Annotated in this window: 32 protein-coding genes; 11 read left to right on the forward strand and 21 right to left on the reverse strand. The window is 39.5% G+C overall.

Going from position 1 to position 24,787, the window contains the following annotated elements; translation table 11 throughout:
- Positions 1-99 precede the first annotated feature (99 nt).
- The 4 genes from ACIPK1_RS11670 to ACIPK1_RS11685 all read right to left on the reverse strand — a co-directional run bounded on the left by ACIPK1_RS11670 (position 100) and on the right by ACIPK1_RS11685 (position 1,519).
- The gene (locus ACIPK1_RS11670) at positions 100-450 is read right to left on the reverse strand and encodes a DUF2200 domain-containing protein (RefSeq protein ID WP_400450955.1); all 351 of its coding nucleotides are present in this window, start codon (positions 448-450) and stop codon (positions 100-102) included.
- Positions 451-546: 96 nt separating this feature from the next.
- Positions 547-834, reverse strand: coding sequence for a hypothetical protein (locus ACIPK1_RS11675; protein ID WP_400450957.1), 288 nt, complete (start codon positions 832-834; stop codon positions 547-549).
- Positions 831-1,109 carry a hypothetical protein gene (locus ACIPK1_RS11680; protein ID WP_016611786.1) on the reverse strand — a complete coding sequence of 93 codons (279 nt, stop codon included), beginning with the start codon at positions 1,107-1,109 and terminating at the stop codon, positions 831-833. The genes ACIPK1_RS11675 and ACIPK1_RS11680 overlap by 4 nt, the downstream gene beginning before the upstream one ends.
- 41 nt (positions 1,110-1,150) lie before the next feature.
- Complete coding sequence (locus ACIPK1_RS11685) at positions 1,151-1,519, reverse strand: hypothetical protein (RefSeq protein ID WP_008379938.1); 369 nt, start codon at positions 1,517-1,519, stop codon at positions 1,151-1,153.
- Positions 1,520-1,732: 213 nt separating this feature from the next.
- Here ACIPK1_RS11685 and ACIPK1_RS11690 point away from each other — a divergent pair, with 213 nt between their 5' ends.
- A complete protein-coding gene (locus ACIPK1_RS11690; RefSeq protein ID WP_086316130.1) occupies positions 1,733-2,119 on the forward strand; it encodes a hypothetical protein in 387 nt (128 codons plus the stop codon).
- Positions 2,120-2,279: 160 nt separating this feature from the next.
- Here ACIPK1_RS11690 and ACIPK1_RS11695 read toward each other — a convergent pair whose 3' ends face one another.
- Complete coding sequence (locus tag ACIPK1_RS11695) at positions 2,280-2,690, reverse strand: hypothetical protein (RefSeq protein ID WP_400450958.1); 411 nt, start codon at positions 2,688-2,690, stop codon at positions 2,280-2,282.
- A gap of 908 nt (positions 2,691-3,598) precedes the next feature.
- The gene (locus ACIPK1_RS11700) at positions 3,599-3,859 is read right to left on the reverse strand and encodes a helix-turn-helix domain-containing protein (RefSeq protein WP_400450959.1); all 261 of its coding nucleotides are present in this window, start codon (positions 3,857-3,859) and stop codon (positions 3,599-3,601) included.
- Positions 3,860-3,996: 137 nt separating this feature from the next.
- Between ACIPK1_RS11700 and ACIPK1_RS11705 the strand changes: the two genes are divergently transcribed.
- The 7 genes from ACIPK1_RS11705 (at position 3,997) to ACIPK1_RS11735 (ending at position 8,620) form a co-directional block, all read left to right on the forward strand.
- Positions 3,997-4,236, forward strand: a complete 240-nt coding sequence (locus ACIPK1_RS11705) for a hypothetical protein (protein ID WP_400450961.1) — start codon at positions 3,997-3,999, stop codon at positions 4,234-4,236.
- Between the two features lies 1 nt (position 4,237).
- A complete protein-coding gene (locus tag ACIPK1_RS11710; protein WP_400450962.1) occupies positions 4,238-4,762 on the forward strand; it encodes a hypothetical protein in 525 nt (174 codons plus the stop codon).
- Positions 4,763-4,785: 23 nt separating this feature from the next.
- Positions 4,786-4,935, forward strand: a complete 150-nt coding sequence (locus ACIPK1_RS11715) for a hypothetical protein (RefSeq protein WP_181409216.1) — start codon at positions 4,786-4,788, stop codon at positions 4,933-4,935.
- Positions 4,936-5,020: 85 nt separating this feature from the next.
- Positions 5,021-5,176: a hypothetical protein gene (locus ACIPK1_RS11720; protein ID WP_400450963.1), complete on the forward strand. Its 156-nt coding sequence runs from the start codon at positions 5,021-5,023 to the stop codon at positions 5,174-5,176.
- Positions 5,177-5,198: 22 nt separating this feature from the next.
- Positions 5,199-7,553: a hypothetical protein gene (locus ACIPK1_RS11725; RefSeq protein WP_400450964.1), complete on the forward strand. Its 2,355-nt coding sequence runs from the start codon at positions 5,199-5,201 to the stop codon at positions 7,551-7,553.
- On the forward strand, positions 7,543-7,797 hold the full coding sequence (locus tag ACIPK1_RS11730) for a hypothetical protein (RefSeq protein ID WP_074933866.1): 255 nt from the start codon (positions 7,543-7,545) through the stop codon (positions 7,795-7,797). Before ACIPK1_RS11725 ends, ACIPK1_RS11730 begins: the two co-directional genes overlap by 11 nt.
- Before the next feature lie 115 nt (positions 7,798-7,912).
- Positions 7,913-8,620 carry an ATPase gene (locus tag ACIPK1_RS11735; RefSeq protein WP_074933862.1) on the forward strand — a complete coding sequence of 236 codons (708 nt, stop codon included), beginning with the start codon at positions 7,913-7,915 and terminating at the stop codon, positions 8,618-8,620.
- 170 nt (positions 8,621-8,790) lie between these two features.
- On the opposite strand, the gene ACIPK1_RS11740 is transcribed toward ACIPK1_RS11735, so the two are convergent.
- Positions 8,791-9,063 carry a hypothetical protein gene (locus tag ACIPK1_RS11740; protein WP_400450966.1) on the reverse strand — a complete coding sequence of 91 codons (273 nt, stop codon included), beginning with the start codon at positions 9,061-9,063 and terminating at the stop codon, positions 8,791-8,793.
- Between the two features lie 48 nt (positions 9,064-9,111).
- Between ACIPK1_RS11740 and ACIPK1_RS11745 the strand changes: the two genes are divergently transcribed.
- From ACIPK1_RS11745 to ACIPK1_RS11755, 3 genes are all read left to right on the forward strand, one after another.
- Entirely contained in the window at positions 9,112-9,387 is a 276-nt protein-coding gene (locus ACIPK1_RS11745; RefSeq protein ID WP_400450967.1) for a hypothetical protein, read from the forward strand.
- On the forward strand, positions 9,380-10,558 hold the full coding sequence (locus ACIPK1_RS11750) for a replication initiation factor domain-containing protein (protein WP_074933852.1): 1,179 nt from the start codon (positions 9,380-9,382) through the stop codon (positions 10,556-10,558). The genes ACIPK1_RS11745 and ACIPK1_RS11750 overlap by 8 nt, the downstream gene beginning before the upstream one ends.
- Before the next feature lie 269 nt (positions 10,559-10,827).
- Positions 10,828-10,959 (forward strand): hypothetical protein, encoded by a 132-nt coding sequence (locus ACIPK1_RS11755; RefSeq protein ID WP_258317228.1) that lies wholly within the window; start codon positions 10,828-10,830, stop codon positions 10,957-10,959.
- Between the two features lie 939 nt (positions 10,960-11,898).
- On the opposite strand, the gene ACIPK1_RS11760 is transcribed toward ACIPK1_RS11755, so the two are convergent.
- The 14 genes from ACIPK1_RS11760 to ACIPK1_RS11825 all read right to left on the reverse strand — a co-directional run bounded on the left by ACIPK1_RS11760 (position 11,899) and on the right by ACIPK1_RS11825 (position 24,765).
- Positions 11,899-12,747: a sce7725 family protein gene (locus ACIPK1_RS11760; protein ID WP_005235936.1), complete on the reverse strand. Its 849-nt coding sequence runs from the start codon at positions 12,745-12,747 to the stop codon at positions 11,899-11,901.
- A gap of 15 nt (positions 12,748-12,762) precedes the next feature.
- A complete protein-coding gene (locus tag ACIPK1_RS11765) occupies positions 12,763-13,431 on the reverse strand; it encodes a hypothetical protein (RefSeq protein WP_008379910.1) in 669 nt (222 codons plus the stop codon).
- 87 nt (positions 13,432-13,518) lie between these two features.
- Complete coding sequence (locus ACIPK1_RS11770) at positions 13,519-14,157, reverse strand: hypothetical protein (RefSeq protein WP_042890746.1); 639 nt, start codon at positions 14,155-14,157, stop codon at positions 13,519-13,521.
- Between the two features lie 137 nt (positions 14,158-14,294).
- Positions 14,295-16,562 (reverse strand): AAA family ATPase, encoded by a 2,268-nt coding sequence (locus ACIPK1_RS11775; RefSeq protein ID WP_061054175.1) that lies wholly within the window; start codon positions 16,560-16,562, stop codon positions 14,295-14,297.
- An 18-nt stretch (positions 16,563-16,580) separates the two neighbouring features.
- Entirely contained in the window at positions 16,581-17,060 is a 480-nt protein-coding gene (locus ACIPK1_RS11780) for a DUF6530 family protein (RefSeq protein ID WP_005235941.1), read from the reverse strand.
- A gap of 189 nt (positions 17,061-17,249) precedes the next feature.
- Positions 17,250-17,507 (reverse strand): TfoX/Sxy family DNA transformation protein, encoded by a 258-nt coding sequence (locus ACIPK1_RS11785; protein WP_005235943.1) that lies wholly within the window; start codon positions 17,505-17,507, stop codon positions 17,250-17,252.
- Positions 17,500-18,042: a GNAT family N-acetyltransferase gene (locus ACIPK1_RS11790; protein ID WP_008379907.1), complete on the reverse strand. Its 543-nt coding sequence runs from the start codon at positions 18,040-18,042 to the stop codon at positions 17,500-17,502. Before ACIPK1_RS11790 ends, ACIPK1_RS11785 begins: the two co-directional genes overlap by 8 nt.
- Positions 18,043-18,219: 177 nt before the next feature.
- Entirely contained in the window at positions 18,220-19,068 is an 849-nt protein-coding gene (locus ACIPK1_RS11795) for a DegV family protein (RefSeq protein WP_005235946.1), read from the reverse strand.
- 93 nt (positions 19,069-19,161) lie between these two features.
- On the reverse strand, positions 19,162-20,436 hold the full coding sequence (locus tag ACIPK1_RS11800; protein WP_400450971.1) for an LCP family protein: 1,275 nt from the start codon (positions 20,434-20,436) through the stop codon (positions 19,162-19,164).
- Between the two features lie 116 nt (positions 20,437-20,552).
- On the reverse strand, positions 20,553-21,023 hold the full coding sequence (locus tag ACIPK1_RS11805) for a GNAT family N-acetyltransferase (protein WP_005235950.1): 471 nt from the start codon (positions 21,021-21,023) through the stop codon (positions 20,553-20,555).
- Positions 20,998-21,879 carry a prephenate dehydratase gene (gene pheA, locus ACIPK1_RS11810; RefSeq protein ID WP_400450974.1) on the reverse strand — a complete coding sequence of 294 codons (882 nt, stop codon included), beginning with the start codon at positions 21,877-21,879 and terminating at the stop codon, positions 20,998-21,000. The genes ACIPK1_RS11805 and pheA overlap by 26 nt, the downstream gene beginning before the upstream one ends.
- Position 21,880: 1 nt before the next feature.
- On the reverse strand, positions 21,881-22,387 hold the full coding sequence (locus tag ACIPK1_RS11815) for a shikimate kinase (protein WP_008379901.1): 507 nt from the start codon (positions 22,385-22,387) through the stop codon (positions 21,881-21,883).
- Entirely contained in the window at positions 22,384-23,673 is a 1,290-nt protein-coding gene (gene aroA, locus ACIPK1_RS11820; RefSeq protein WP_400450975.1) for a 3-phosphoshikimate 1-carboxyvinyltransferase, read from the reverse strand. The genes ACIPK1_RS11815 and aroA overlap by 4 nt, the downstream gene beginning before the upstream one ends.
- A 9-nt stretch (positions 23,674-23,682) precedes the next feature.
- Positions 23,683-24,765, reverse strand: a complete 1,083-nt coding sequence (locus tag ACIPK1_RS11825; protein WP_400450978.1) for a prephenate dehydrogenase — start codon at positions 24,763-24,765, stop codon at positions 23,683-23,685.
- Positions 24,766-24,787: the final 22 nt, after the last annotated feature.

Below are 24,787 nucleotides of genomic sequence, written 5' to 3' on the forward strand. Positions count from 1 at the left end.
TGTTTTCCCACTGTGTTTTGAGCAATGATTTGCCCCTGCCAAGGTATTTCAAGTATAAAGCGTTGATTCTTAAATAGCAACTCGAAAAAAATCGCCTCATTAAGCAGAGCGCAGAATTTTCGTCATGGCTTTTCCTTTCGCCAGTTCATCGATCAGTTTATCTAGATAACGAATTTCTTGGACCATTGGCTCTTCGATCTCTTCTACCCGAATGCCGCAAATGACACCAGTGATCTGCTTTCGTGCGGGATTGAGCTGAGGGGCTTGACTAAAAAAACGTTCAAAAGAAAGCTCTTCATTCATCTGTTGCAGCGTTTCTTGGTCATAACCGGTCAGCCAGGTAATAATCTGATCCACTTCTTCTTTTGTTCGATTTTTCCGCTCTGCTTTGGCAATATATAGGGGATAGACTTTCGCGAAACTCATTTGGGTGATCTTTTGATTTTTCATGATATACTCCTTTAGTCTTTACACAAAGTATACTTTATTTTCTTCGTTTTGCCGAGATTTTCGACACTTGTTGTGTGCCAAAAATAGGCGAGGGGACTAAAGAATGATCTTTTCTTCTTGTTCACGAAACCCTAGAACTTTTTGACGTGACTCGCCATCCCAATAGAGTAAGTCCAAATTCTTATGCAGCATTAGCTGTGTATATAATTCTTTCAGCGTCAGAGCGGGTTTTTTTGGTTCAAAAAATAAAATCAATTGGTTATGGCTATCTTGGGCGATCGCCGTAAAAGGAATCAAGTTTTCTTTGTACGTTAAATAAATTCCTTGGTAATCTGCTGCACTCGACGACGTTGTCAGTGCTGTCAAGAGGTCTCTTGCTCTCATAATGAACCCGCCTTTACTGTTTTTTGCCGATAGGCATCGATATCCAACATTATTTTCGTTTTGCCGTACACCGTATACTTTTGCACCACGAATTGACGGCGCTTATTCCAATAGCCGCCCACGGTTAGAAACATGCCGTCATCAACATCCCCTAAAAAATTCAAACTGTGTTTCGCAATCAAACAGTTGGTGGTACCTAGTGTAAAGCGGACCAAAGGGGAGGGGGCAAAGGAGACGATTCTTATTTTTGAGACAGATCCTTTTTGTGTTTCCATCATTTCTTCCTCCTTTAGTTTAAGTAGTGTAAACAGTTGTATTATTCGCTGAGATCAAACCATTTTCTTTCTTCGTAGAAAGCAACGTGACGAATCTCATCATAATGGATTTTTTCCGTTGTTTCTCCCGTCAAATAAATACCTAATGGGTCATAACCGCTGATTTTCCCGATAATATCTGGAGGATAGCCGCCTTCTTCATTAACTTCTTCTCGTTGGATCGCCACAGTTAGGTTCTTTTTCATGGCTTCAAATAAACACTGATTGATTTCTTCCGTTGTGAGTGACGGCTTAGGTGGACAATCAAACTTACGTGTCGGTTCCTCTTCAATTTCAGTTGTATGCTCAGATAAAAAGAATCCTTGCCACTTTAGCTTTTTTCGATCTTCATATGGTTGTAGCATACCCATAGCAATCACCTCTTATCTATATAATACAAACATACGTTCTCTTTTGTAAAGCGAACAGATTTTTAAATTTCTGATTCTTCTATGAAACATCTAAAAAGGGCATCAAACAAGGGGCTAGTGGTGGGTATCGTTTTTTTGCACTATATCTGTTATAATTTATCCTGAAGCGACGATGAACGTTTTGGAAAATAGCTGGCGAAAAAGGAGAATAGTATGTCTGGATTAATCGTGGTCCTGCTTACGATCTACTTTGCAAGTAGGAAAGATAAAGAACAGTGGCTTTTTGATCGCAAACGATTGACTATTCTGGCGCTTATGTTTGTGATCGTCGGCATAAGTTGGGGCTTAAATGACAAAATAATGAAGGATCCTCTGAACCAAAATATTAGAAGTGATTTACTGTTTAATTATTCGTTCCCCTTATTGATATGTATGCTAGGTTTATTTATCAAAGAAATACCACGTTGGGGACGGATCGTGACTTTGTCATTTGGCTTTATGATTTTCGGGTATTTAGCTTTGCACTATTTGATAGGGTTTCACAACCCGTATTGGGAAAATCTACAGCTAAGTCCATTGTATTGGCTGCCAAGTGACTAGCCATACGAAAGTATCGCCAATGGAAACGCAAAAAAGCACTCCCTTTATTGAGTGCTTTTTTGCGGCTAAATAACTGCAGCAAGGTGTTTCTTTTCCCAAAAAAATAGGTTAGACCTAAGTAACGAGGGGATCATATAAGGAGAAGTCATGACTGTTTAAATCAAAACGATTGATTCTTGACTAAACCGTGTCTTTTGATCATTGCCAAAGTAAAATATGCGACGAGCGTTCCTGCAATCCCAAAAAGTAAATCGATTCGATCAGGGGTGTTCATAAAGCCAAAGACAGTCTCACTTAATAGATTGGCAATGAGCAAAAGCAGGGTCAATAGCGTGACGGCTTTAAATGGCGCACCCAACAAGAGCCAAAAGTACCCCAGTAAGCCAATAATCAAACTAATCGAAAAATTGGAGATATGAAGATAAAAGTCAGGATACATCGAAGTAAAGAAAGAAATGTCCAAGTACTTTGATAAGTAGAGGAAGAGGGCTGTGAACACGAAAAGCAAGTAGAGGAGTGACGCCCATAGCTTTGGTAAAAAGGCTAGCTTTAATTGATTATTCGTTTTCATTTTTATTCTCCTTTTTAGGAATTGTCAGCCATACTTATGAAATTGCTTTTATCGGGTATTAATTACACAAATGGAAAAACAAGCTGCAGACTAGGCAAATCAGTAGTCTGCCTAAAATGAGTTGAGGTGATAAAATGACAATAATAAACAATCAGCGATTATGGTTAGGCATAGGGATAGAAATTATTTTGCTCATATCATTCAGCATGATTATGTATTTCATCCTGACGAGTGGCAATTTGAAGCAAAACCCGTTCACAAGTCGACAAAAAGGAAAAATGAGCTTATGGATAGCTGCTGGTTTGATTTTACTTGCCATGGTTCTAGTATTCCAAGGAATGATCAACGGCGCTTTATTCAGGCTTTTTTAGCAGAATATGGACGTTTATGGTGACCTACGAACATTACAATTATATTAAATAACGAAATGCCCTAAGTTATCTACATAATTTTAGGGTTCTTTTTTATAGAATCATGTAACGGATATTTGTCAGTATTTGCAACATCTGAGCACTAGTGTAAGAACTTTGAAACGGATTGGCTGTATATGAATAAAATTTGAGAAAAAAGCTCAAAGATTTTCAAAATGATTATAGCATACAATCAAACCGATTGGTTCGTGAATCAAGGCTGATAGCTTGAATCTGTATTTGCTGAGATAAAAAAGACGAATCCGCAAGTAACTTGCTACCAGACAGTTATCAATCTGTTAATCAGCAAATCAAAAAAAGAATCTGAAGAACATGTAAAACAAGAAATTCTTAGTTTTAATTGAATTTTAGGTGCATTAGCGACAATCTACTGATAAAAGTCATTCGGAGGGAGGTAAAATGATACAAAATTGTCTTGAACTATTTAGAATGGCACGAACCCTTTTTTGAATGTAACTTTGTATAATATATAAGTTGTCACTTAATTGGAGCCTCGCAAGAGGCTTCTTTTTTGTTATATGGATAGAAATCAAAAAACTCAGGAAGAGTCATATTTAAAGCTGTACAAATAGATAAAACTGTTGAAACAGTTGGTATTGAGCCGTTATTGATGATGTTATTGATCGTGGACTGTCTTATCCCTCCTAGCAAAGCTAGTTTACGAATTGTTATATTATTTTCAAAGGCTAGTTGTTTAATTCTATCTGCAATTAATTTATTTTGTAAAGAATGGTCCATACCTTAAACTCCTCTCAATTTATAAAATTATAACACTCTAAGTGAACGGTAAAAAGTTTATTTTAAAAAATATTAAGGTATACTTAATTTGTGAACTTAATTAGGTTCAACTTATTATAAATTGAGGAGGTTGTCAAATGTTTGTCAGTAATACAGATTTGATTTTCGAGAAGAAAGAAGAAAAGGTTTCAAAATCAGGTAATCCGTACGTTACACTCCACTTTATCGACACTAAGAATTATCAGCGATTAGAATTTTTTGCAGATGAAAATCTTACAATCAGTTGTGGTGAAGGCGCAAAATGTAAAGTTGTTTTAAAAGCTGAACGACGTGGATACAGCACTAATTTAAACTGCTTATCTATCACTGCTGCCTAATATGGAAGAACGGCAAGAACAACTCTTGGAAGCTATATTGAAGGAGTTACAAACGTTTAATGCTACGTATACAAAAGAATTGGAGCGGGCAGAAAATGAACGGACTATACAAGCTACTAAGGATTCTAACGATGCTAAAGTACTTGCTGAAAAGCAACAAAAAGAGATAGAAGAGCAAAAGAAACAAGAACAGGAAGCTCTTGAACTCTCTGAACAAAGATTTGAAATGATTAACGGGTATTTTGTAACTCAAGAAAATGCTCAAAAAGCGAATCAATCTAATATTGATGAAATAAAAGTCGCTTTAGGAAATCTTGACACAGAAAATCAAGAAATAACCTTAAATGAAATTAGCAATAAGCTAAATACATTAGTTGAAAGTACCGAAGTAAGCGAGGAACAATTGCAAGAGAAAGAAATAAGGAATTTTACAGATTTAGCTTTAATCGTATTTCTGTTTGGATTTATTCCGTGTTTCTTAGCTTATAAAGGATTGTCTCGGCTTTTCGATAGTGCATTTGCTTAAAATAAAAAAATGGAGGAATGAAGATGTTTACTGCGGATATGTTTGAACCAGTAGTAAGTGCAATTACTGCGGTTGTGCCAGTTGCAATCGGTGCAGGTGTTGCTGTTTTTTCTGTTACTTGGGTAGCGAAAAAAGGATTTGGACTTGTCAAATCTATGATGAACAAGGGATAAGAAAGTTTATTGATTTAACGGCTTAGAGGCTGGCTTAGTTAGCCAGTCTTTTTTATTTCTGATAAAAATCTATGGGGGGATATATATGTCTTATGATCAGATAAAAAACAAAGAAAAACCATATTCAGAAAGTGATTATATTGACGCTAAAATCAATGGTTATGACTTAGATAATTGGAATGATTATTGTTTTTATTATGGATTAGATGATGTTGTCCAAAATGAGGAGGAAAACAAATGATTAATGCAAAGAAAATTGTCAAATGGGTAGGTATAGTTTTTTTATTCTTGGCTTTTTCTATCGTGGTAATTACGTTCATGCCGATAGTTTCATTACTGACGTATTATCTGATAGAGGTAGCCTTGATAGCAATTCAAATAGCAATAGGATTGTTGATTCTTCGTTTGGCTATTTGGATAGTGTTAGTAGCACTCAAGAAGAAAACAGTTCAGATAAATCCAACAATGAAGAAAGCAGTGAAACAAATCCTACGGATAAACTAGGATTTGAATATTATGATTTATCGAATCCTCACGTTTTCGGGAATGTTTCGACAGAAATATCTCCAAGGAAAGCAGATACAGTTTATGCAGGCCCTAACAATGGGTGGAATATTGCGGGTTATTTTGTTAGTTGGCGATTAGATGGAACGTTAACTCCAGCACAGGTTGCTCATAATATCGATATGATTGTTCGTCAATCCAGAAATAGTTTTGCTGGTGTTAATTCTCGTTTAAACGGTCTAGAAAATTGGCGTACAGCTCAACAAAGTCTTAACAGCACGTACGGCAACAATATTACTTCACTTAATTCTAGAGTTACGCAACACACTACACAAATAAGTAATGCTTTTAGCAGAATATCAAACTTAGAAACATGGCAAGGTCAACAACGTACTTGGAATACTGCAACAGGTAATAGTATTTCATCGTTAAATAGTTGGCGGACAGCACAGCAGAATTTAAATACTACCTATGGCAACAATATATCGTCATTGAACAACTGGAGAACGGCACAGCAACAATTGAACAGTACGTATGGGAACAACCTATCTTCACTCAACACTTGGCAAGGTCAACAGCGGTCGTGGAATACAATGATTGGAAATAATGTTACTACGTTAAATAATTGGCGCTCAGCGCAACAAGACTTAAACAGTGTTTACGGTAAAAATCTTGAGAATCTTAATAATTGGCAAGGACAGCAACGTACATGGAATACCATTATTGGAAATAACGTAACTTCATTGAACAACTGGCGCAATGCCCAACAAGATTTAAATAGTGTCTTCGGCAAAAACCTTGAGAATCTTAATAATTGGCAAGGACAGCAACGTACATGGAATACCACTATTGGAAATAATGTAACTTCGCTAAACAATTGGCGTAGTGATCAACAAGATTTAAATAGTGTTTTCGGTAAAAACTTAGAGAACTTGAACACATGGCAAGGACAACAGCGTGATTGGAATTCTATGATTGGAAACAATGTTACTGCATTAAATGTTTGGCAGACAGCACAAGTTGCTCTTAATGCGGTTCATGGCAATGCAATCGCTAGTAATAGTAGCCGTATCACAGAGATAGAAAAATCGTTAAATAGTTGGAACTGGACGGACGCTGCAATTATAGCAGCGATTCTCGGTTTGCATGATACATGGAAATCAGACGATTATATGGGTCCAATATTAGATAATGATGGTGATGCCGTCAAACTCATGAAGGCGGTAGCGATAAGAATCAGCTCGAGTATAACTGAGGTAGTTGTAGCTATTAACTCTTTAGCACGTAATATTCAAGCACAATTTGATTTTTATTTTACGGACGGTGGTTTCTTCTGGGAAGCTTATGACAAGCGTTGGAACAATTTACCTTTGTGGCTCCAGGGGTTGCTTAACAACTATTTTGACCATATTTACAACGTGAACAATAAGGATTCATTACTTTATCGTTTGCTTTATGCATTTATGGAAGAAATGGATAAGACAAGATTCTTTATCATTGAAATTAATGACAATATTATCATTGCGAACGATTCATTATTGTTAATAATAGATTGGTTGCGAATGATTTATAGTAAGCCACCGTTAATAGTTCCTCCATTTGATTATGATCGATTACAAAAAATGTTAGAAGAATTAAGTTTTGGAAATATTGTTAATGAAGCTGGTACCAATTTTTGGGATTTTTTAACAGAGTTGATTAAAACATTAGGAGATATTTTAACTACTGCCTTAACCAGTCTAACTGATATTGTTAAGGAAATATTAGATATATTAGGGGATTTGATTAACCAAATAATTAAGCTCATTGTTCCAGAAAACATTGATTTTATTGATGAAGGATTCGGGTCAATAAAAATTAAACTTGATGCAAAATTTGATGGTTTCTTGAGTTTAGGCGGTCAAATAGTTGAAGTTGTTCAGCCTATTGATGCTGAATTTAAAGAGGTTATTTCTATTGACATAATGGGAGCACAATTTGCACCAGACTTTAATACTATCGATTGGGTTGTTGTTCGCTTTAGAACTGTTATGGCGTTAAGCATTTGGCTATCTGTAGCAATTTACATTTTTAGGAAAATAACAGGAAATGGGGATTTAATCAATGATAATTGAGTTGCTATTTAAACTAATTATTGGTGTCATAGATTTGCTTATATCGTTGATTCCCACAATCGAATTTAACTTTGAGTTACCAGATACAACAGCTTTTCGAGAAATGCTTGGTTTAGCAGTCTATTTTTTCCCAGTTGGTACTTTGATAACAGCTCTAGGTGTTTTAATTGCTGTTCAAAATGTTCAATTTATTTTAAAAATATTTAATTTTGTATACAAAAAAATTCCTTTTATAGGCGGATAAAGAGGGGCAAAAAATGCAGTCCGCGCGCAAGCGTGGCAAGCATTTTTGCACCTTTATCGAATGGAAGAATAGATTTGTCAAATTAAGAAGCTAAAACATTGAAGGAGTTAAAAGCATGAAAATTTTCGAGTTTATCAAGTATAAGGGAATTGATTATAAAGAAGCAAGGAAGTTGCGGAAAATGGGGATAAAACCTTTTAAAGAATATGGATTAACACTTTTTACAGGTCGACAAGGTGCAGGGAAAACGATGACTTTAGTACATGAAGCTGAGCGTTATCGTGAAGAATATCCTGACTTATATATTTGTAGCAACTTTGGCTATGTTTACGAGAATGAACCCCTAAAAAGTTTGGCAGATATTGCGAATGCAGTATTGAAAGCAAAAGAAGCAGAAGCGAGTGGCATTCTTATTTTATGGGACGAGATCCAAAATGATTTTGATAGCTTTTCAAAAGTTTCTCGTGATGTCCTTGCAGTTGTTACTCAGCAAAGAAAGCAACATATCAAAATTTTAGGTACTTCTCAAGTTTTCACACGTGTTTCTAAGGCACTCCGTGAACAGACATTTGAAGTTTGTGTTTGTAATACGATAATGGGGCGTTACACTAGAGGGCGTTTTTACGATGCTGACGAGTTTTCACACAATATTGATAAACCAGATAGCAAAAAGCAGTTACACCGTTTACGTACAACGTCATTCATTCAAACAGATGATTTAAGAATGCTCTACGATTCCTATGCAGTTATCAAAACTTTATCTCAACAAGCAATTGAAGAAAAAAAGAATCCAAATACCAATCTAATGCTTGTTAACAAATAGAAACGTATATAAAGCGTAGTCAAGTATAAATGTCTGAGCGTAGCGAATTTATGCCTTGACTACTATACACAGAACCCCAAACCCTTGAGTGTCTTCTTCGGTATTACCATACCGGAGAAGCTGGCTCCCGCCGAGGGGTGCCCCTCCAGAATGAGGGGGTGGGGAGTTGATCACTTACTTTTTAGGAAAAATGCAACGAATAAGTGCTCTAAAACTCTGTTTATTCCAGGAGCAATTAAAGATATTCCAATACTAAAGAGAATAACCCAAGTTACGACTATTCTTTTTAGTTCTCTATCCTTCAACGAATTCCTCTTAATGATTGCATCTGTCAAAAATTTAGCTGAAAAAGCAACTAAACAAACTCCTAAAATAAAAAATATTAAGTAGTAGATAGTTAGTGTTGGATAGATTTCTATATTTGCATCGTTTGCTGAATTCATTTTTTCACCACCTTTCTTAAAATATATCAAATGGAAAGAGGTATTTCTATGTTTGTTGAATATGACTTTATGATTATTAAACGGATTTCTATCCGAGAAATGTATAAAAGAAAAGTACAATTGTTAGTATTGAGTGATCCCGAATCAAATACAGAACTTCATTATCTTGTAAATTACAAGATTGATCTATCAAAGTTCAAAAGAAATGATAAGGTTCGAGTGAAACTTGGTGTTAGTAGGAAAGGCGCTTCAAATGTTCCTCATTATTTTATAAAATCTATCGAACGTGTTATCTTAAAAGGGAAGGTAGCAGCTTATGTATGATGGAAAAGAAAATTCAACCCCCGTTTCTAACAGGGGGGTTGTCGATACATGCCCAAAATCTCCAATCGCTTGCGTAGACTGGTTTAGTTGCACTTTTTTCTCTGCAAGAAATTGGCAAGAACTTGCAGCACTTTTTCGGTTTCCTTTAGAGAAGTTTACAGTGAAAGAAAAGGGGATAAATGGTTATTTAAAATCAGCAATATGGGATAATATAGAGTTTTATTTTGAAGGTCATAACGATTCTATGGGTATTTGGTTAAATTTAGGGGGACAAGGTTGTCGTCAATTCGAGGAATTGTTTGAACACACTAAATGGACATGGATAGAAGTTTTTGAGTTTGTACTTGAAGAAAAAGCAAATGTAACTCGTTTAGATATTGCGATTGATGATTTTAACAACATATTTACGATACACCAGTTAGAATTATGTATGAGAAACGGTTGTGTAGCGAGTCGTTTTAAGCATGGCAGAAATTTTGAAAAGATAAATCTTGAAACTGGTCAGACTGAGGGGCAAACATTATATTTTGGACAATCGGAAGTAATATTTCGATTTTATGATAAATACTATGAACGGTTGCAAAGAGGTAAATATTTTCATGAGGATATTAAAACATGGGTTCGTACTGAGGTTCAGCTTCGTGGCGATCGCGCAAAGGCTGCTTTAGATGTGATTGTTAATAACGATATGGATTTGGGTGATTTTCTTAGAGGATTGTTAAATCGCTATATTGCGTTTAAGGTAAAGGGAAATGATACGAACAGAGCAAGATGGAAAAACACTAGATGGTGGGATAAATTTCTCAATAATATTGGCAAAATTAAGCTCTCTCTACAAGCTCCCGATAAAAGTGTTCTTCGTACAAAGGACTGGATTGACAAGCAAGTGCTTGCTTCACTAGCAACTCTGTATATCTCGCTCGGTTCAGATGATAAACTCTTTAATGATTATATCATCGAGAAAGGCAAATCTCAAATGAGTGACCAGCAATTGGAAATGGCTTTAGAGTTTGCAAAAAAAGATGAATTTCGAAATCAACTTAAATCAGATATGATTTCTTATATAAAAAATAAACAGTCATTTAGCAAACAACAATCAGTTAACGGATGGTTAAATACTTCAAAATCCATTTTAAAATATTATGAAGAAAAACATTCAAAAATCAGTTAATTAATTTAATCAAATTATGTTTAATGGTAAAATTAATTGAGGTGATTGAATGGCATTTATAAATTCCGATAGATTATGGATAACCATAGGAAATGATATTCTTTTGATTATAAGTATCATTTTGATTCTCTATTATATTTTCACTGGCAGTAGATTCAAAAAAGATACGTTCAACAATCCGTTTAATAGTAAGTTGCTATTGTGGATTGCTGTATCGCTTATTTTGATAACATTGTTATTAGAGTGACAAATGGTTTGGAGGTTAAGAAATGACGAATATTATTATGGTTATTTTTATATTGGGGATTCTAGGTGGCTTGAAAAAAATATTAGAAGTCAGTGAAGAAAATCCAGAATTAAGTTCTTGGGAAAACATAAAAAATTGGATTAATAGGCATTAAAAACAGGGTTGAAATGTTACAAATATATTAAATAACGTAGAGAGGGCTAAAAAGAGCAAAAAAAATAAGCTTATTAGCCTTTATATTTTAACTATGAACTTTGTATAATATATATTATGTAAACTAAAATAAAAAATTTTTTGAACACCGTATTTAGCTAGTAATTGTGCGACTCTCCTCTCTCTTATTCATGATTATTTCCTTCACAATTAACCTAATTAGCAGCATAATCCAAAAAAACGGTTATTTAAGCGATAGTTTAGGATTTTTGTTTATTTTACGACTGACAAGAAAATCAATTGACAAATTATATCTGTACCTTTGTCTGTATTTGATCTTGTTGATCCTTGAATCTTTGAATTCAAAGATAGTTTGCAGCTGCTGGCCAATCTCAATGAATCACTCAATGCTTAATGAATCGCTGTTCACGATTTTATCAGTAATGATTCGTACATAACCCAGCCAAATTTGTGCTAACTAAATAGCCTAATGGGAATCTTGATCACAGGCAAACCAGCAACGATAAACAAGAAAAGTTGAGTTGCGTTCAGTTTTCACCTAAACGGATCCAATTCCCATAGCGAGTCCTAATCAAGGGATCACAGTCATCTAAGTACAATTTTCTTTTTGTTGCTGCTAATAAAGCAATGACAGCTACGGAAAGTTTCAAACTATGTAATACAGGATCGCCGAAAAGACAATGATCAAAACGACCAAAACAATGATTAGTTGATTTAAACGTCGAATAAGCAGGTTTTTCTTATTTTTTTCAAATTCTTTTCCTTCATTTCGATAATATTCTCTATCTTTTGTTCCCACGAGCGCCAACTCCTTTTCCCTGATTTTATCACTATCCTGAAAACAATGGGTGCAATCAAGGTGTTTTGTACAATAAATGGCAGTATTTTGTTAGAGCTTACCATCGTATACGTATAGAGACTAAATAAGACGACTGACGAGTTCCAAGTGATTCATAACCGCAGCTTTCCGAATAACGCCCATACCTGGAAACGACCTTTGCTGATAGGCAGCAATTAATAGCTGCAGCCCAGCTGTTTGTGTAGGATACTCTTCTTCATGCTGTAACAAAGCTTCCATGACTTCGAAAAACTTTTCTTTCTGATTTGGTAATTCTTCCTCAGAAAATAAGTGAACGATTCGCAAATCTTGCTCAGTTGTCGGATAGATCCAATGCAAAACCAACCGCTTTGAGGGATAACTGTGCTCATAATAAATTTTGCTATCGACAGAAAAATCACTAAACCCAGCATAACCCAATTTTTGATAAAGATGATGGGTTTTTGAAAACCCTTCGTCCGGACATTCTGTATAAAAACTATTTTTAGGTAAACGGGTAAACGGATCTTCCATCAGTAGTTTCGGTCCGTTGATTTTATTTAACAAACGAAACTCTTTGCCTACCAGCACCGGCAGTGTATTTTCCCGCCAATCACTAGCGAGTGCTTGGTCCGCTTGATGAACGATCCAAAGATCAGGCGTTTCTTCCACTGTTTCAATGGGTCGATCTACGATCATTGCTTTAGGGGTAGCAACATTTTGCAACTCTGCTAACCCCTCTGCAGTCAGAAAAGCCCCAGCCTGTGGATTGCGAACAAGATAAAAAGGATGCTGCTTCCTTTGAAACAGGTCAATGGTCGTCCAAAACGTTTTTGATTGCTTGACCGGTTCAATGATCGGCTGGATCGCTTCTGACAAGCGATCTTGTTCCAACAGTGCTTTCAACGCCAATAAATCAAATTGTTTTCCACGAATATACGGGAAGTACATCTTCTTCTCTCCTTCTTACTCGCCTGATAAAAAACGTTTTTCCAGCGCTTCATAGGCTGCTCTCGTAGCGGCCAATTCTTCTTTCAAGGCTTCGATCGCTTGCAGCTGAGTATCTTCAATAAATCGATCATAGTAATTGACTCCACCACCGAACAAGTCATACTCAGGCTGGCGTTTCTTCAGTTCTTGGTACAAACGTTCTGTTGAAAATACCCGCAATCCTCGAGCAGTCTGTTTTGCTTTGCCGACTTCTCTCGCTTGTGCCGAAATCAACCGAAACAATAAGCCATTTTCTGGAACCTGCAGCTCTTGCCGTTGGGGTTTCTTTTCGACACTGAAATACCCTTTGCTGCCCGTTTCTTTTTCAAGAAATGCATGATAGACCAAAACACCAATTGTAGGTGCAATCTGATCTTTGACTTTTTCATACAATGACTTGGGTAAGACAAAATAATTATAATTCCCAATAAAGGATAGTTTTGCTTTTGAGCGAAAATCTGCCAAACTAACTTTGAGTTCGTAGCAACGCCATTCAAATGTATTTTCAGTCGTCAAGCGACAACTCAAAGTATCCACGATGCCGTGATCATCTGGCATGACTACCTCTTCTACCACAATATCACTGTTTTCACGACAATAATAATAAAGTGCCTCTTCCATTTCTAAAGTTAAGGATGTCTTCACAAATTCACGACCTTTATCTTGTTTCACCTATTATAAAACATATGTTCGCATTTTAAAAGAGGGAAATAAAAGCAACCTATCATCCCCTCACTCATTCGGGCATCCGTTACCGAGAATCTCTTCAACCGTCCTCTTTGTACCGCGGAATCGTAACAAAAAAAGCAGCAAGAGCACACCAAGTTGCGTGATTAATAGACCTTTAAAGGGAAATTCAAAAGTAAAGCCTGCGGGAAGATGAAAGAAATGAAAAATATCCTGCAGTGCTTTTTGACTAAGCCACAAACCGCTGACAAGCCCTATCAAACCAATAACAATGCTTTGAATGCCTACAAAGAAAAGCTCTTCTAAGGTGACCACCAACGGAGACTGTCCTAACAACAACCGAATACTCAGGGATTGCTGCTCCTCCCCCATCAAATGAAAACGATACATGTGATTGCAGTGCCATAAAAAGGTGGCGATCAAGCCTATAGCTAGAATGCTAAGTACGAAGCGCAGCAATTGCAAAAAGAAAAGCCAACTGGCATATGTGAGATCCATCTGATTCTCACTGCTATTTGTTTCATATTGTAGCCATTGATGAAAAAACACTAGCCAATGCTCTGCAAAGATGGCGATGATCAGTAGAAGAATCGCCAATACACCACTCATCAGCAATCTGCGCCTACGAAGAGCCGCGTGCCAGCCGAATTGGCAAGGATAGTAGAAGTACCGCCATTTGTTCATGATATCTCTCCTTTTGGCGTCTATTTTACAGAACTATCCAAATTTAGAAAAATATCATCTTGTTTACATAATATAATTATGATCAAAAAAAGAGTGCGGCATGCAGTCCACACTCTTTTCCCTTTAGCTATCGACGTTTACAGATACCTTGTCAGTAGCTGCAACAAACGCTGCGGAAATTCTGTTAGATTGGAAAGATCAATAAAGCGTTCTTCCCCATAAATCGCTTTGATCACCTCTTTGTCTTGCCCAATAGCAGCTGCAAGAAACAGCACCCCTTGTCGTTCATAGTCAGCGATCACCTGCTGAATATCTTCTTTGGCTTTTCCCCCTGTATAATCAGGAAGAGCTTTTGGCTGGCCATCACTGATATTCAAGAGTAATTTAGTGGTTGCCGGCTGATGAGCGAGCTTTTCAGCTAGCACGCGCAAGACAGCTCCATCACGGTTATTTTGCCGAGGCTTCATTGTCATGAGTTTCTCTGGCACAAATTCAAAGCCTTCATTAAATTCTTTGTATGCAAAAAGCGAGGTTTTTTCACGAGCGGTCACGTCTGCTGTATCGCCATAGATCATCAATGGCAAAGATAAACGTTCGGCAAAAGCATTCACCGCTAAGACCGCCTGTTGCGCATACAATATCCGATCTTCTCGAATCATCGAACCCGATTCATCGATGCGCAAAGCAAGAGCTAAGGAAGGCTGTTCATGAGGTGGATTCTTCTTGTCAAAGGTCCGGAAATCTTGATACGCAACCTTGCTGGCATCAAAGCGTGTGCCGCTGTACTTACCTTTACTGTATGCCGAAGCTTGTTCATTTTCCAATACTTCTTGGGTTTGCTTGATCAATGACTCTACGATCGGCAGCAACGGCTGCAAACGCTGTTGGGCTTCAGTCGCTTTTTCTAAATCGACGGGTGGTCGATGAACGATCAGCCCTTCTTTGGCATGGATTGATTCTTTCAATGCTTGTCGTGCTGTCTTTGATGCCGTGGTTTTCTTTTCTTTCTCCTGGGTTTCATACGCTTCGATCGACAAAGAATGAGCAGCAGGAGCTGCCTCTTGTGCCTCACTCCCAGCTTTTGCTTGGCCATCATGACTATTGCGTTCCAGTTCTTCTGAAAACGTCGCCTCAGTTGCTGCGCTTTTCGCTTCTTGTTTGTCAGAATCACTGGTTTCCATCGTTTCCGCCTCAGTTTCTTGATTGGGCGTCTCAAGGACTTGTTCATTTTTTAGGACGGGCGTACCTTCTTCCACTACATTGCGCTGGTCCGCCTCTTCGCTGCTGATTCGACGCCCTTTGATTTGTTGTTTAAAAGCATTTAGTGGTTGTCCAGAAAACAAAAGTCGCAGTTGCGCCAATAACCCTGAAGCTTCTAGTGCCTGTTGTAACAGAGAAAGCTCATTTGGATCGGTGGTGATTTTGTATAGCACTTTGCTATCAATTGCAGTAAAAGGATCTTGTCCTTGTTTGACTGCATTTAGCCAATAAAAATAGGAACGCATGCCCGCCACCCCTTTGATGGCATTGGCTTTGGCGGTCACGTCTAGCAAGCGTATGATCTCAGCCATTTTCTCCGCAGTCGTTTTGTCTGGATAATTGGTTTTGGCAATGCCTCGCTGCACCATGACTGCCAGCTCAGGTAAATCCATTTTTTCAGCATGCTGCATCCGGTCTCGCAAGGATTCGTTCAAGGGGCGGTTGCCTTGGTAATTCCGATTCGTTGTGATGATCACCACACAGTCAGGGTGTCGTCGGACGAAGCCAGTCGGGATATTCAGCATTCCATTTTGTTCAAGGGCCGAGTTTAGTGCCACTAGTACCGAAGCATCACGAATGACCGTTGGCTCTTGAATCTCAAGCAAGTAGCCTTTTTCCAGCGCCCGTACGATTTCGGAGGGATAAAATTTGTATTGAATCGTAGGTTGTTGATCACTGGTTTCGATTCGTTCGATCAGTTCTGCAAATTTCGCCCGTGCCCGCTCACGAGTCAGGGAAAAATGCCGCTGGATCAACCCCAAAACATCTTCAAAACAATCACTTTGATAAATCGCATCCAGCAAGTCCTTGTCCTCTTCTTGGTCGGTGTTGATCACTGGTAATAAAGCACCAAACACATCTGACTTATCCATATCCGCAAAGCAGGTGATTTTGGTGTAGGGCAGTTGCAGGTCGGCAGAAAGTGCCTTTGCCAACTGGGTCTTGCCGGAACCAGCATCGCCTTCCAACAACACATTGAAGATCTTCATTTCTGGATCCGTCCAGTTCAACGCGATCTCTGAAGCGATTCGCAGTTCTTCGGCACTGGTCTGATGACTTTGTGGTTTCTTCCAAATCATTGTTTGTTCTAATTTGCTAAAAGCGCGTCCTTTCGTTACGACAAAAGACGGTTGAATTTGTGTCATGGTAATCTGCTCCTTTTCTTAATAACCTAGCTCATCCAAAAGCCGTTTTAGGATTTTGAAGCGTTCACCATAAAGTTCGCCATCTTTTTGCAAGGAATCATAAAAAAGTAGAATGTCTTCATCGATCTTAGGATTTTCGGTGTCTACTTCAACGGTCATACGATTTCCTTGTAAGCCAATGATCTCGATCAACGGATTTTCAGGATCGTAAAACTTTTCATGGCGATAAGCCTCTTGAAAATACAAACTGGATTGCGCCACTAAGATTGCTAGATCTAAGATTCTAGTGAGCGGTAGTTCTTCTGACTGACGAGACCATTTTTCACCTGTGTGGCGCCAAACCTTGCCTGAGATATCGACTTTTCCCCGGTCGTTCCATTGTGCCAATCCGAGGGAAAGGCCTTTTGCATCCGTATGTAACGCATTTTTTCCGTCAACAGTATCATAGTCTTCCACTTTAATGACGGGCTTATGTTTCAAGTTTTCTGGTATTTTCATTGTTCTCACTCCTTGTTTAGTAAATTACTAATTTACTAGATAGAGTAAGTATAATGATGAAGCTAGTTTGGGACAAGCAAAAGGTCTTTTCTAGTAGCTAGGGACAGATGTCTATAGAAAAAGCACTTGATAAGAAGTATCTAAAAACAAACGCTCTTAAAAAGTGCTTTTTTATGACGCATTACTTCACTAGCTCAATTGATTGAAAAAAAGGCGCAATTCTTGCTTTCTCTGACTTGCAAGTTGGGCTTTGGGAATGCCTTGGATCGCCCCTTCAATACCATAGAGCATATGGAGGCAAGCGCCCGCATCACATTGTTGGCGGATCGTCACAAAAATGGCTTCGGCCGTTTTTGTGCGCAATTGTTCAGGGGTACTGATGCCGATACGAACCAGGTGATCCGCTAAAACTTGGCCTACATTTGGTAACTTTTGCAGTTCATTCATAGGTTTCTCCTTTTTGATTGTTGTCATCCTGCCCGTCTTCCTCTTGACGAATCAACGCATAGAGTTTCATATCTAACAGCTGATGGTTTTTCTCCGCATGCTTTCGCAAAACGCCTTCTAATGTAAAACCTGCCTTTTCCAACACACGACAAGAGGAATGATTCTTCGCAAAAGATTCAGCAGAAATACGAACGATAGTTGAAGTAGTAAATATATAGTCACATAGTTGTTGAACGGCTTGTGTCATCAAACCTTTTCCCCAGTACTCTTGTGCAATAGAGTAGCCAATCTCAGCCGTTCTATAATGGATATTTTCTTTGCGAACAGCACGGATACTGCCGACTGCTCGGTCATCCACAGTGATTGCAAAGGCAAATTCTGCTTCTTCCACAGATCGAATATAGGCTTGTGCATCTGCGACCGTATACGGGAATGGCAACCCCTCCCGTAAATAATCGTGGATGGATTGATTATTTAACGCATGGGCTAAATCTTGCGCATCGCTCATTTGCCACCTTCTTAAGGAACACTTCATAGCAATTCCTCCTTTGCAAGTCCTTCATTTTGATCCTATTGTACGAGTTTGTGTGATTTTTTACAAGCGAATCTCAAAAAAGCAGAAAAAAGAACCAGCTAGACGAACGTCTAACTGATTCTTACATACATTGTCTTGAGGAGATAATGGCGTGAATAAACATAGAAAAAATAAAAATTATTGCGCTGAAATAGCGATGCCAATGGCTTTTTCCCCTAAATGCGTGCCGATAACTGGTCCGAAGTGACCAATCTCAATTTCTGCATTTGGGTATTTCGCTTGTAGCTTCGCTTTTTCTTCTTTCGCTACTTCTAAATTATTGGCGTGGATTACATAAAATTTAACAGGCAATGCGATTTCTTGCTCCCGTTGACCAATGATATCTTCCGCGCGATTGAATGCTTTTTTGCTGGAACGAATGCGCTCGTAAAGCACAATTTTTCCTTGATCAAAGGTCAAAATCGGTTTGATTTTTAATAATCCGCCAATCAAGGCTGCTCCATTGGTTAAGCGACCGCCACGAACCAAGTTATTCAAGTCGTCAACGATCAAATAGGCATAGGTATTGTCTCTGATAGTGTCCAGATGGGAAATGATCTCTTCTACGGTTTTGCCTTGACTTGACAGATCAAGAGCGGTTTCTACCATGTGCCCCATCGGCATACTTGTGATTTTCGAATCGTAAGGAATGATTTGAACGCCTTCGATTTCATCGGTAATTCCATAAAGCGTTCCGATAAATCCAGAGATACCGCTTGATAAGTGGATACTAATGATCGTGTCGTAACCGCGATCTTTCAATGACTCATATAAGGCTAACACTTCTCCTAATACCGGTTGAGAAGTGGTTGGGAATTCTTTGCTGTTTTTCAACAAAGCGTAATACTCATCAGCTTCAATGTCGATGCCCTCATTGTAGACTTTTCCATCTAAAATAACAGGGATCGGTATGATAAACAAATCTTCATGGTTTTTGATCCGTTCCGGCAGATAAGCTGTACTGTCAGTAACAACGGCTAATTTCATTCTTTTTCCTCGTTTCAACAAATTTCAAACGTCATTAATAATATAGCATAAATTTACTTACTTTCAAATGGTTTTCAGAACTTTTCATTCTGCTTACTCATTAAGAAAATTCCTGATCGCTTGTTGATTGGTTTCAAGATTGACGACTAACACACTTCCGGCACTCGCACTTGAACCGTATTGCCAAGAGTCAGCGACTGGGACAGTCAAGCTGTCGACTCCTCCCGCCCCTCGAGCAATCGAGAAGGTATTTTTTAATAGGAAAGACAATGGCAGGTTGGTGGAAGCATAGCCTAAGACTTTTCCAGCTGCATAAGGCAATTTTAAAATAGCTAAAGGATTTTTCATTTCGCTAAAGATCGCATCCATTACTTGCTGCTGTCGTCTTACACGACCGAAGTCACCTTCTTCGTCCATCCGAAAGCGTGCGTATTGCAACAGCTCAAGCCCATTCATTTGTTGTTGCCCTTGCTTGATGGCAACTTCAAGATTTTTACTCATATCTTTTTCCGCGTTGATAGCAACGCCTGAGGGAAACAATGTGTCGATCACTTTTTCAAAGGAACGAAAGTCAACTTTTGCATAATAGTTGGTTTCTAGCCCGAAGTTCTCCGCTAACGTTTGTCTAACCAAATCAGCACCACCAAAGGCATAAGCCGCATTGATCTTGTTTTCGCCATAACCGGGAATCGTAACTAAAGTATCCCGCATAAAGGAAAGTAGCTTCGGTTGCTTACTGGGACCATCTAATTGCAAAACCATAATAGTGTCTGCTCGTCCAGCTTCTCCTTCACGACTATCACTACCAATGAGCAATATATTCCGAGCACCATTTGCAGCGGCCGTACCATTAAAGGTCTCTTCATCAGTCGTAGCAAAAGCAGCGTCACTTCTTGCGACTTGCTGACCGACAAGAAACGCAATCAATGAATAGGCAAAAAGCACCAATAGTACCCGAACCACAATACGCAGAACTGGGTGCTTCCGCTTTTTCTTTTGTTTGGGTTGCTTGGTCTTCTTAAGCTTTGACGGTTTTTGTTTGCTTTGTTCCTGGCTTTGATGCATCGCAGGCCTCTGAGCAGATAGCGGAGGGATCGCGCTTTTTCGTCCCTCAGATTTTATTGCTCCTACTTGTGACTGTTCTCGAGAACTTTGAGCCGCACGAGAGTCGCTTGCCCTAGGATGCTCGGTGTTTTGATAAGGAATGTCTCCTACTCGCTCATCAGCAGAAAAAGTAGAATCACTCGGTCTGACGCGCTGGTTTCTTCTTTTGGCTTCTCGACGGGCAAAGATACTTTCTTTGGCTGCCTGACTGGATTCCTTTTCTAGCCGTTCATGCAGTTTTTTATTTTTTTCCATCCTGCTCATTGCTTCTGATCCTCCAACTAAAAAATAGCTCTCTGTCTATAAGGATACCCTAGACCTTATAGAAAGAAAGCTATTTTCTGAAATTTTAACCTTTTTCTAGGAAATTTCTTCATATTTTACCTTAGATGCTTTGATGCACCTTGTCGTATGCTCACAAATCCTGCTTGCTCATAAAATGATTTCACTTGGTTTGCCGACCAAAAGTTTAGTGAGAGATCATCGAAGCCTTTTTCCAGCGCAACGTTTTCAGCAAATGCCAACAATTGTTTTCCAATATGCATCCCTTGGTACCGAGGGTCAACAGCGATCGCTGCAATTTCCAGCCACTTTCGTTCATGCATCATCGCATTTTGTGGCAAACAGACCTCTTGAAGATGCACAAAGCCACAAGGCTGGTCCGCCAACCAAGCGATAAAAAAGTGGTGGCTTGGCTCTTGCAGCTGCTGTGTGATTGCTTGTTCAAATCTTGACTGATCAAAGGGCTTAAAAATCGTTGGGTACCATTGATGGTGCTGTGTTTGGATCTCTTTATGAAACGTTGCTAAAAGGGTTTCATCTTGGCTAAATTTTATTTTGACTTGAGTCATTTTTTGTCACTTCCTCAACAACATTTACGGAATACACGCCGAGAAGATGGACTTGACCACCCAACAACTGAATCTCTTCAAAAGCATTTACAATCAGTTGCCACGGCTTGTCCATCACCAGATCGATCACGAAAAAGTATTCCCCTAAGGTGGTTTTTGAAGGCCGCGATTCAATTTTGCTTAAATCAATTTCTCGCCAGCCAAAGGTTGCTAAGATTTTGTGCAAGATCCCCGGTCGGTTTGCTGGGAGCGTCACAAAAATCGTTGCTTTCTCAGCAGTCTGCTCTGGTAACTGGGTGTTTGCTGCTTTCTTCGTCAAAACCCAAAAACGGGTTTGATTAAAGGCAACATCTTGAATATTGGTTTCTTTGATCGTTAATTGATAGGCCAATGCCGCTTCTTTGGAAGCAATCGCCGCAACTGCTTCTTCTGGATGTTTTGCTACGTAGGCTGCTGCAGTCGTTGTGGAAGCAACCGCCTCAACAGTAGCTCCAGCAAATCGGGCTTCGATGAAGTCGGCACATTGCGCTAAGGCTTGCGGATGAGAAATAATCTTAGTGATGGGACGGTTGTCTTTTGATGTTTGCTGAGAAACTAACAATTGATGATTGATCGGTAAAATAACTTCCTGTTCGATGCTCAACTGATTTTGACGAAAGAGCGTATCAATCGTGGCATGAACAGACCCTTCTAATGAGTTCTCGTTCGGAACGACCGCGCGTTCGATCACGCCGTTAGCTAGCGCTTGAATACAAAGCGGAATCGATCCATAGGGGATACAGGTATTTTCCGGATAAGCTTCTTGCGCAGCTATATGCGTAAAGGAACTTTTCGGTCCTAAATAACCAATCTTCATTTTATGCACCCGCTTTGATCAAAATTTCCTGTACGATTTCTTCTGGTGCTTTGTTCGTCGTTTCAACGATCAATGAAGCAGTTTCTTCATAAAGAGGGATCCGAGGACGGTAAACAGCCAATATTTCTTCTGGTGATTTTGAGACGACTAAGGGACGAATGCTGCCATTATCCGCCTTTAAGCGATGAATCAGCTCCTCGGGATCTGTTTTTAAATACACGACGAGCGGCATCTCTTTTAAAAGTTGACGATTTTCTTCTTTTAATACGATGCCCCCACCAGTGGAAATAATTTGTTCCTTTGCCAAAGTTTTAGCTAAAATATCCGTTTCGATTTTGCGAAAGGCTTCCTCACCGTGTTGGTCGAAAAATTCTTGAATGGTCATGCCGATCTCAGCAACGATCAAGTCATCAAAATCCACATGAGACTGTTTCGTTTCTTCAGCCAAAAGACGACCAATCGTGGTTTTTCCAGCACCCATAAATCCAATTAATATCACTTTTTTCACTCGCTGTTTCCTCCTTTAGCCAAACGTGCGACATCCTCAAAAAAATCAGGATAAGAAACTGCTACGGCTTCGGCTTTTTCTAATTCTACCTCTTCATCTGTCAATAAGGCGGCAATTTGCAGCATCATGCCGATGCGATGGTCCCCCCGACTTGACACACGTCCGCCATGCAAAGGGGTTGGACCGTTGATGATCAACCCGTCCTCGGTGGGAGTGATGTCCGCTCCAAGTTTTGTCAACTCTTCGGCAGTTGCATCAATTCGGTTGGTTTCTTTTACTTTTAGTTCTTCCGCATCTTTGATCACCGTTTTGCCATGAGCCTGCGTGGCTAACAACGCAATGATCGGCAATTCATCGATCAAACGTGGGATAATATCGCCAGCGATGGTCACTGCCTGCAAGGTAGAACTTCGAACGGTAAGGTCAGCTGATTGATTCTGATCGTCTTGATTAGAAAAAGCAATTGAAGCACCCATCTCCTCTAGTACGTCAAGAATTCCTGTACGAGTGGGGTTGATCCCGACATTTTTTAAAACGATCTCACTTTCTGGCATAATCGCGCCGGCTGTTAGGAAAAAAGCAGCGGAGGAAATATCACCAGGAACAATTACTTCTTGTTCTTGGAGTGTTTGAGGTCCCGTCACAGTGATCGTTTTGCCTTGTGTTGTAATGACACCACCGAATTGACGAATCATTTCTTCGGTATGGTTGCGACTTGTCTCTTTTTCAATAATCGTCGAGGTACCTTGTGCTTGCAATGCCGCAAAAATCAGCGCCGATTTTACTTGGGCACTTGCTACGGGCATCTGATAATTGATGGGCTGTAAAGAAGCAGTACCATTAACGGTGATCGGTGGGAACTCCGTCTGCTCATGCCCTCTCACATTGGCACCCATTTCTCTTAATGGCAGCATCACTCGGTTCATCGGACGTTTATTCAAAGAGTTATCGCCGAATAAGGTGGTTGTAAATGGCTGTCCAGCCAAAATCCCCATCATTAAGCGAATTGTTGTACCAGAATTGCCGATATCAATTGGGTCTTGGGCAGGCTTAAGGCCATTAAAGCCCTGTCCTTCGATCGTGATCGTCTGACCGTCATCATGGATTGGAACGCCTAATGATTGAAATGCATGAAGGGTGCTATAGCAGTCTTCTCCACGCAAGAAATTACGGACAATCGTTGTCCCTTCGGCTAACGCCCCAAACATGATACTACGATGCGAGATTGATTTGTCAGCAGGGACTGCTATCGTCCCTTTTAGATGTGTTGCTTTTTTTAGTTTCATAAAGGCCTCCTATTTTTTTCGACATGAATAGGTCGTCTTTTTTTGAATCAGCTGCTCTGCTTGCAGCAAATCATTTTGCGTTTTGAATGAAATCTGTAAAACACCAATAATATCTTCTCGAGTTTCAAGAATTTTCAAGTTGATCAAAGAGAGCTGATGTTCGCTCAATAGCCCCGTCACTTCAGCGACAACGCCGGGATGATCCGGTACATCGATGAATAGATCATAGAATGCTGGGATCGCCCCATTTTGATGAACCGGCAATTGATCCCGTGTTTCCTTCGCGGATTCAAAAAACCGAAAGATCGCCCTTTCGTCTTTTTTCTGCAACCAGTGAGCCATGGTCGTCATTTGTTTTTGCCACTCATCGATCAGCTGCAGCAGCTCCTGTCGATTACTCAATAAGATATCGGTCCACATACGAGGATCTGAAGAAGCAATGCGAGTGATATCGCGAAAACCGCCTGCTGCAAGTTGCTGCGCTCTAGGGTGTTCGTGGTTGAAGGCATCTGCCTGATTGACTAATCCCGAAGCAATAATATGGGGCAGATGGCTCAACATCCCTGTGATTTGATCATGCTCTTGGGGAGCAAGTGCCACATATTTGGCTCTAGTGCCGCGAAAAAGCTCTTGTAGTTCTTCCACCCGCTGACTTTTCGTCGGTGTGAAGATATAGTAAGCATTCTCGAAAAGGTTCTCATCGGCTGCTGTGATCCCTGATTTATGAGAGCCAGCCATCGGATGGCCCCCAATAAAATCAAAGGAAAAGGACTCGGCAAATTGCGTGATTTCCGCTTTGGTACTGCCGGTGTCTGTTACCAGGACCGAAGGCTTTAATGAAAGTGCCCCCAGTTCGGCAAGATAGTTTTTGGTGATCTCTACCGGCAATGCCAACAAAATCACGTCGGCATGGACAGCACCTTCAGAAAATGAAGGGGGAACTTCGTCTACTAAACTTGTTGCCAATGCGATCTCATTGGTTTCCTGACAATCCCACCCCATCAAATGCGCTTGCGGGTGTGCCTTTTTGATACATGTTGCTAAGGAAGCGCCGATCAATCCTAGACCGGCGACGAAGATATTTTGGCTCATGAAAAGAATCCTCATTTCTACT

It is taken from the genome of Enterococcus sp. NPDC086594, from assembly GCF_044746145.1.
GTDB classification, from domain to species: Bacteria; Bacillota; Bacilli; order Lactobacillales; family Enterococcaceae; genus Enterococcus_D; species Enterococcus_D entomosocium.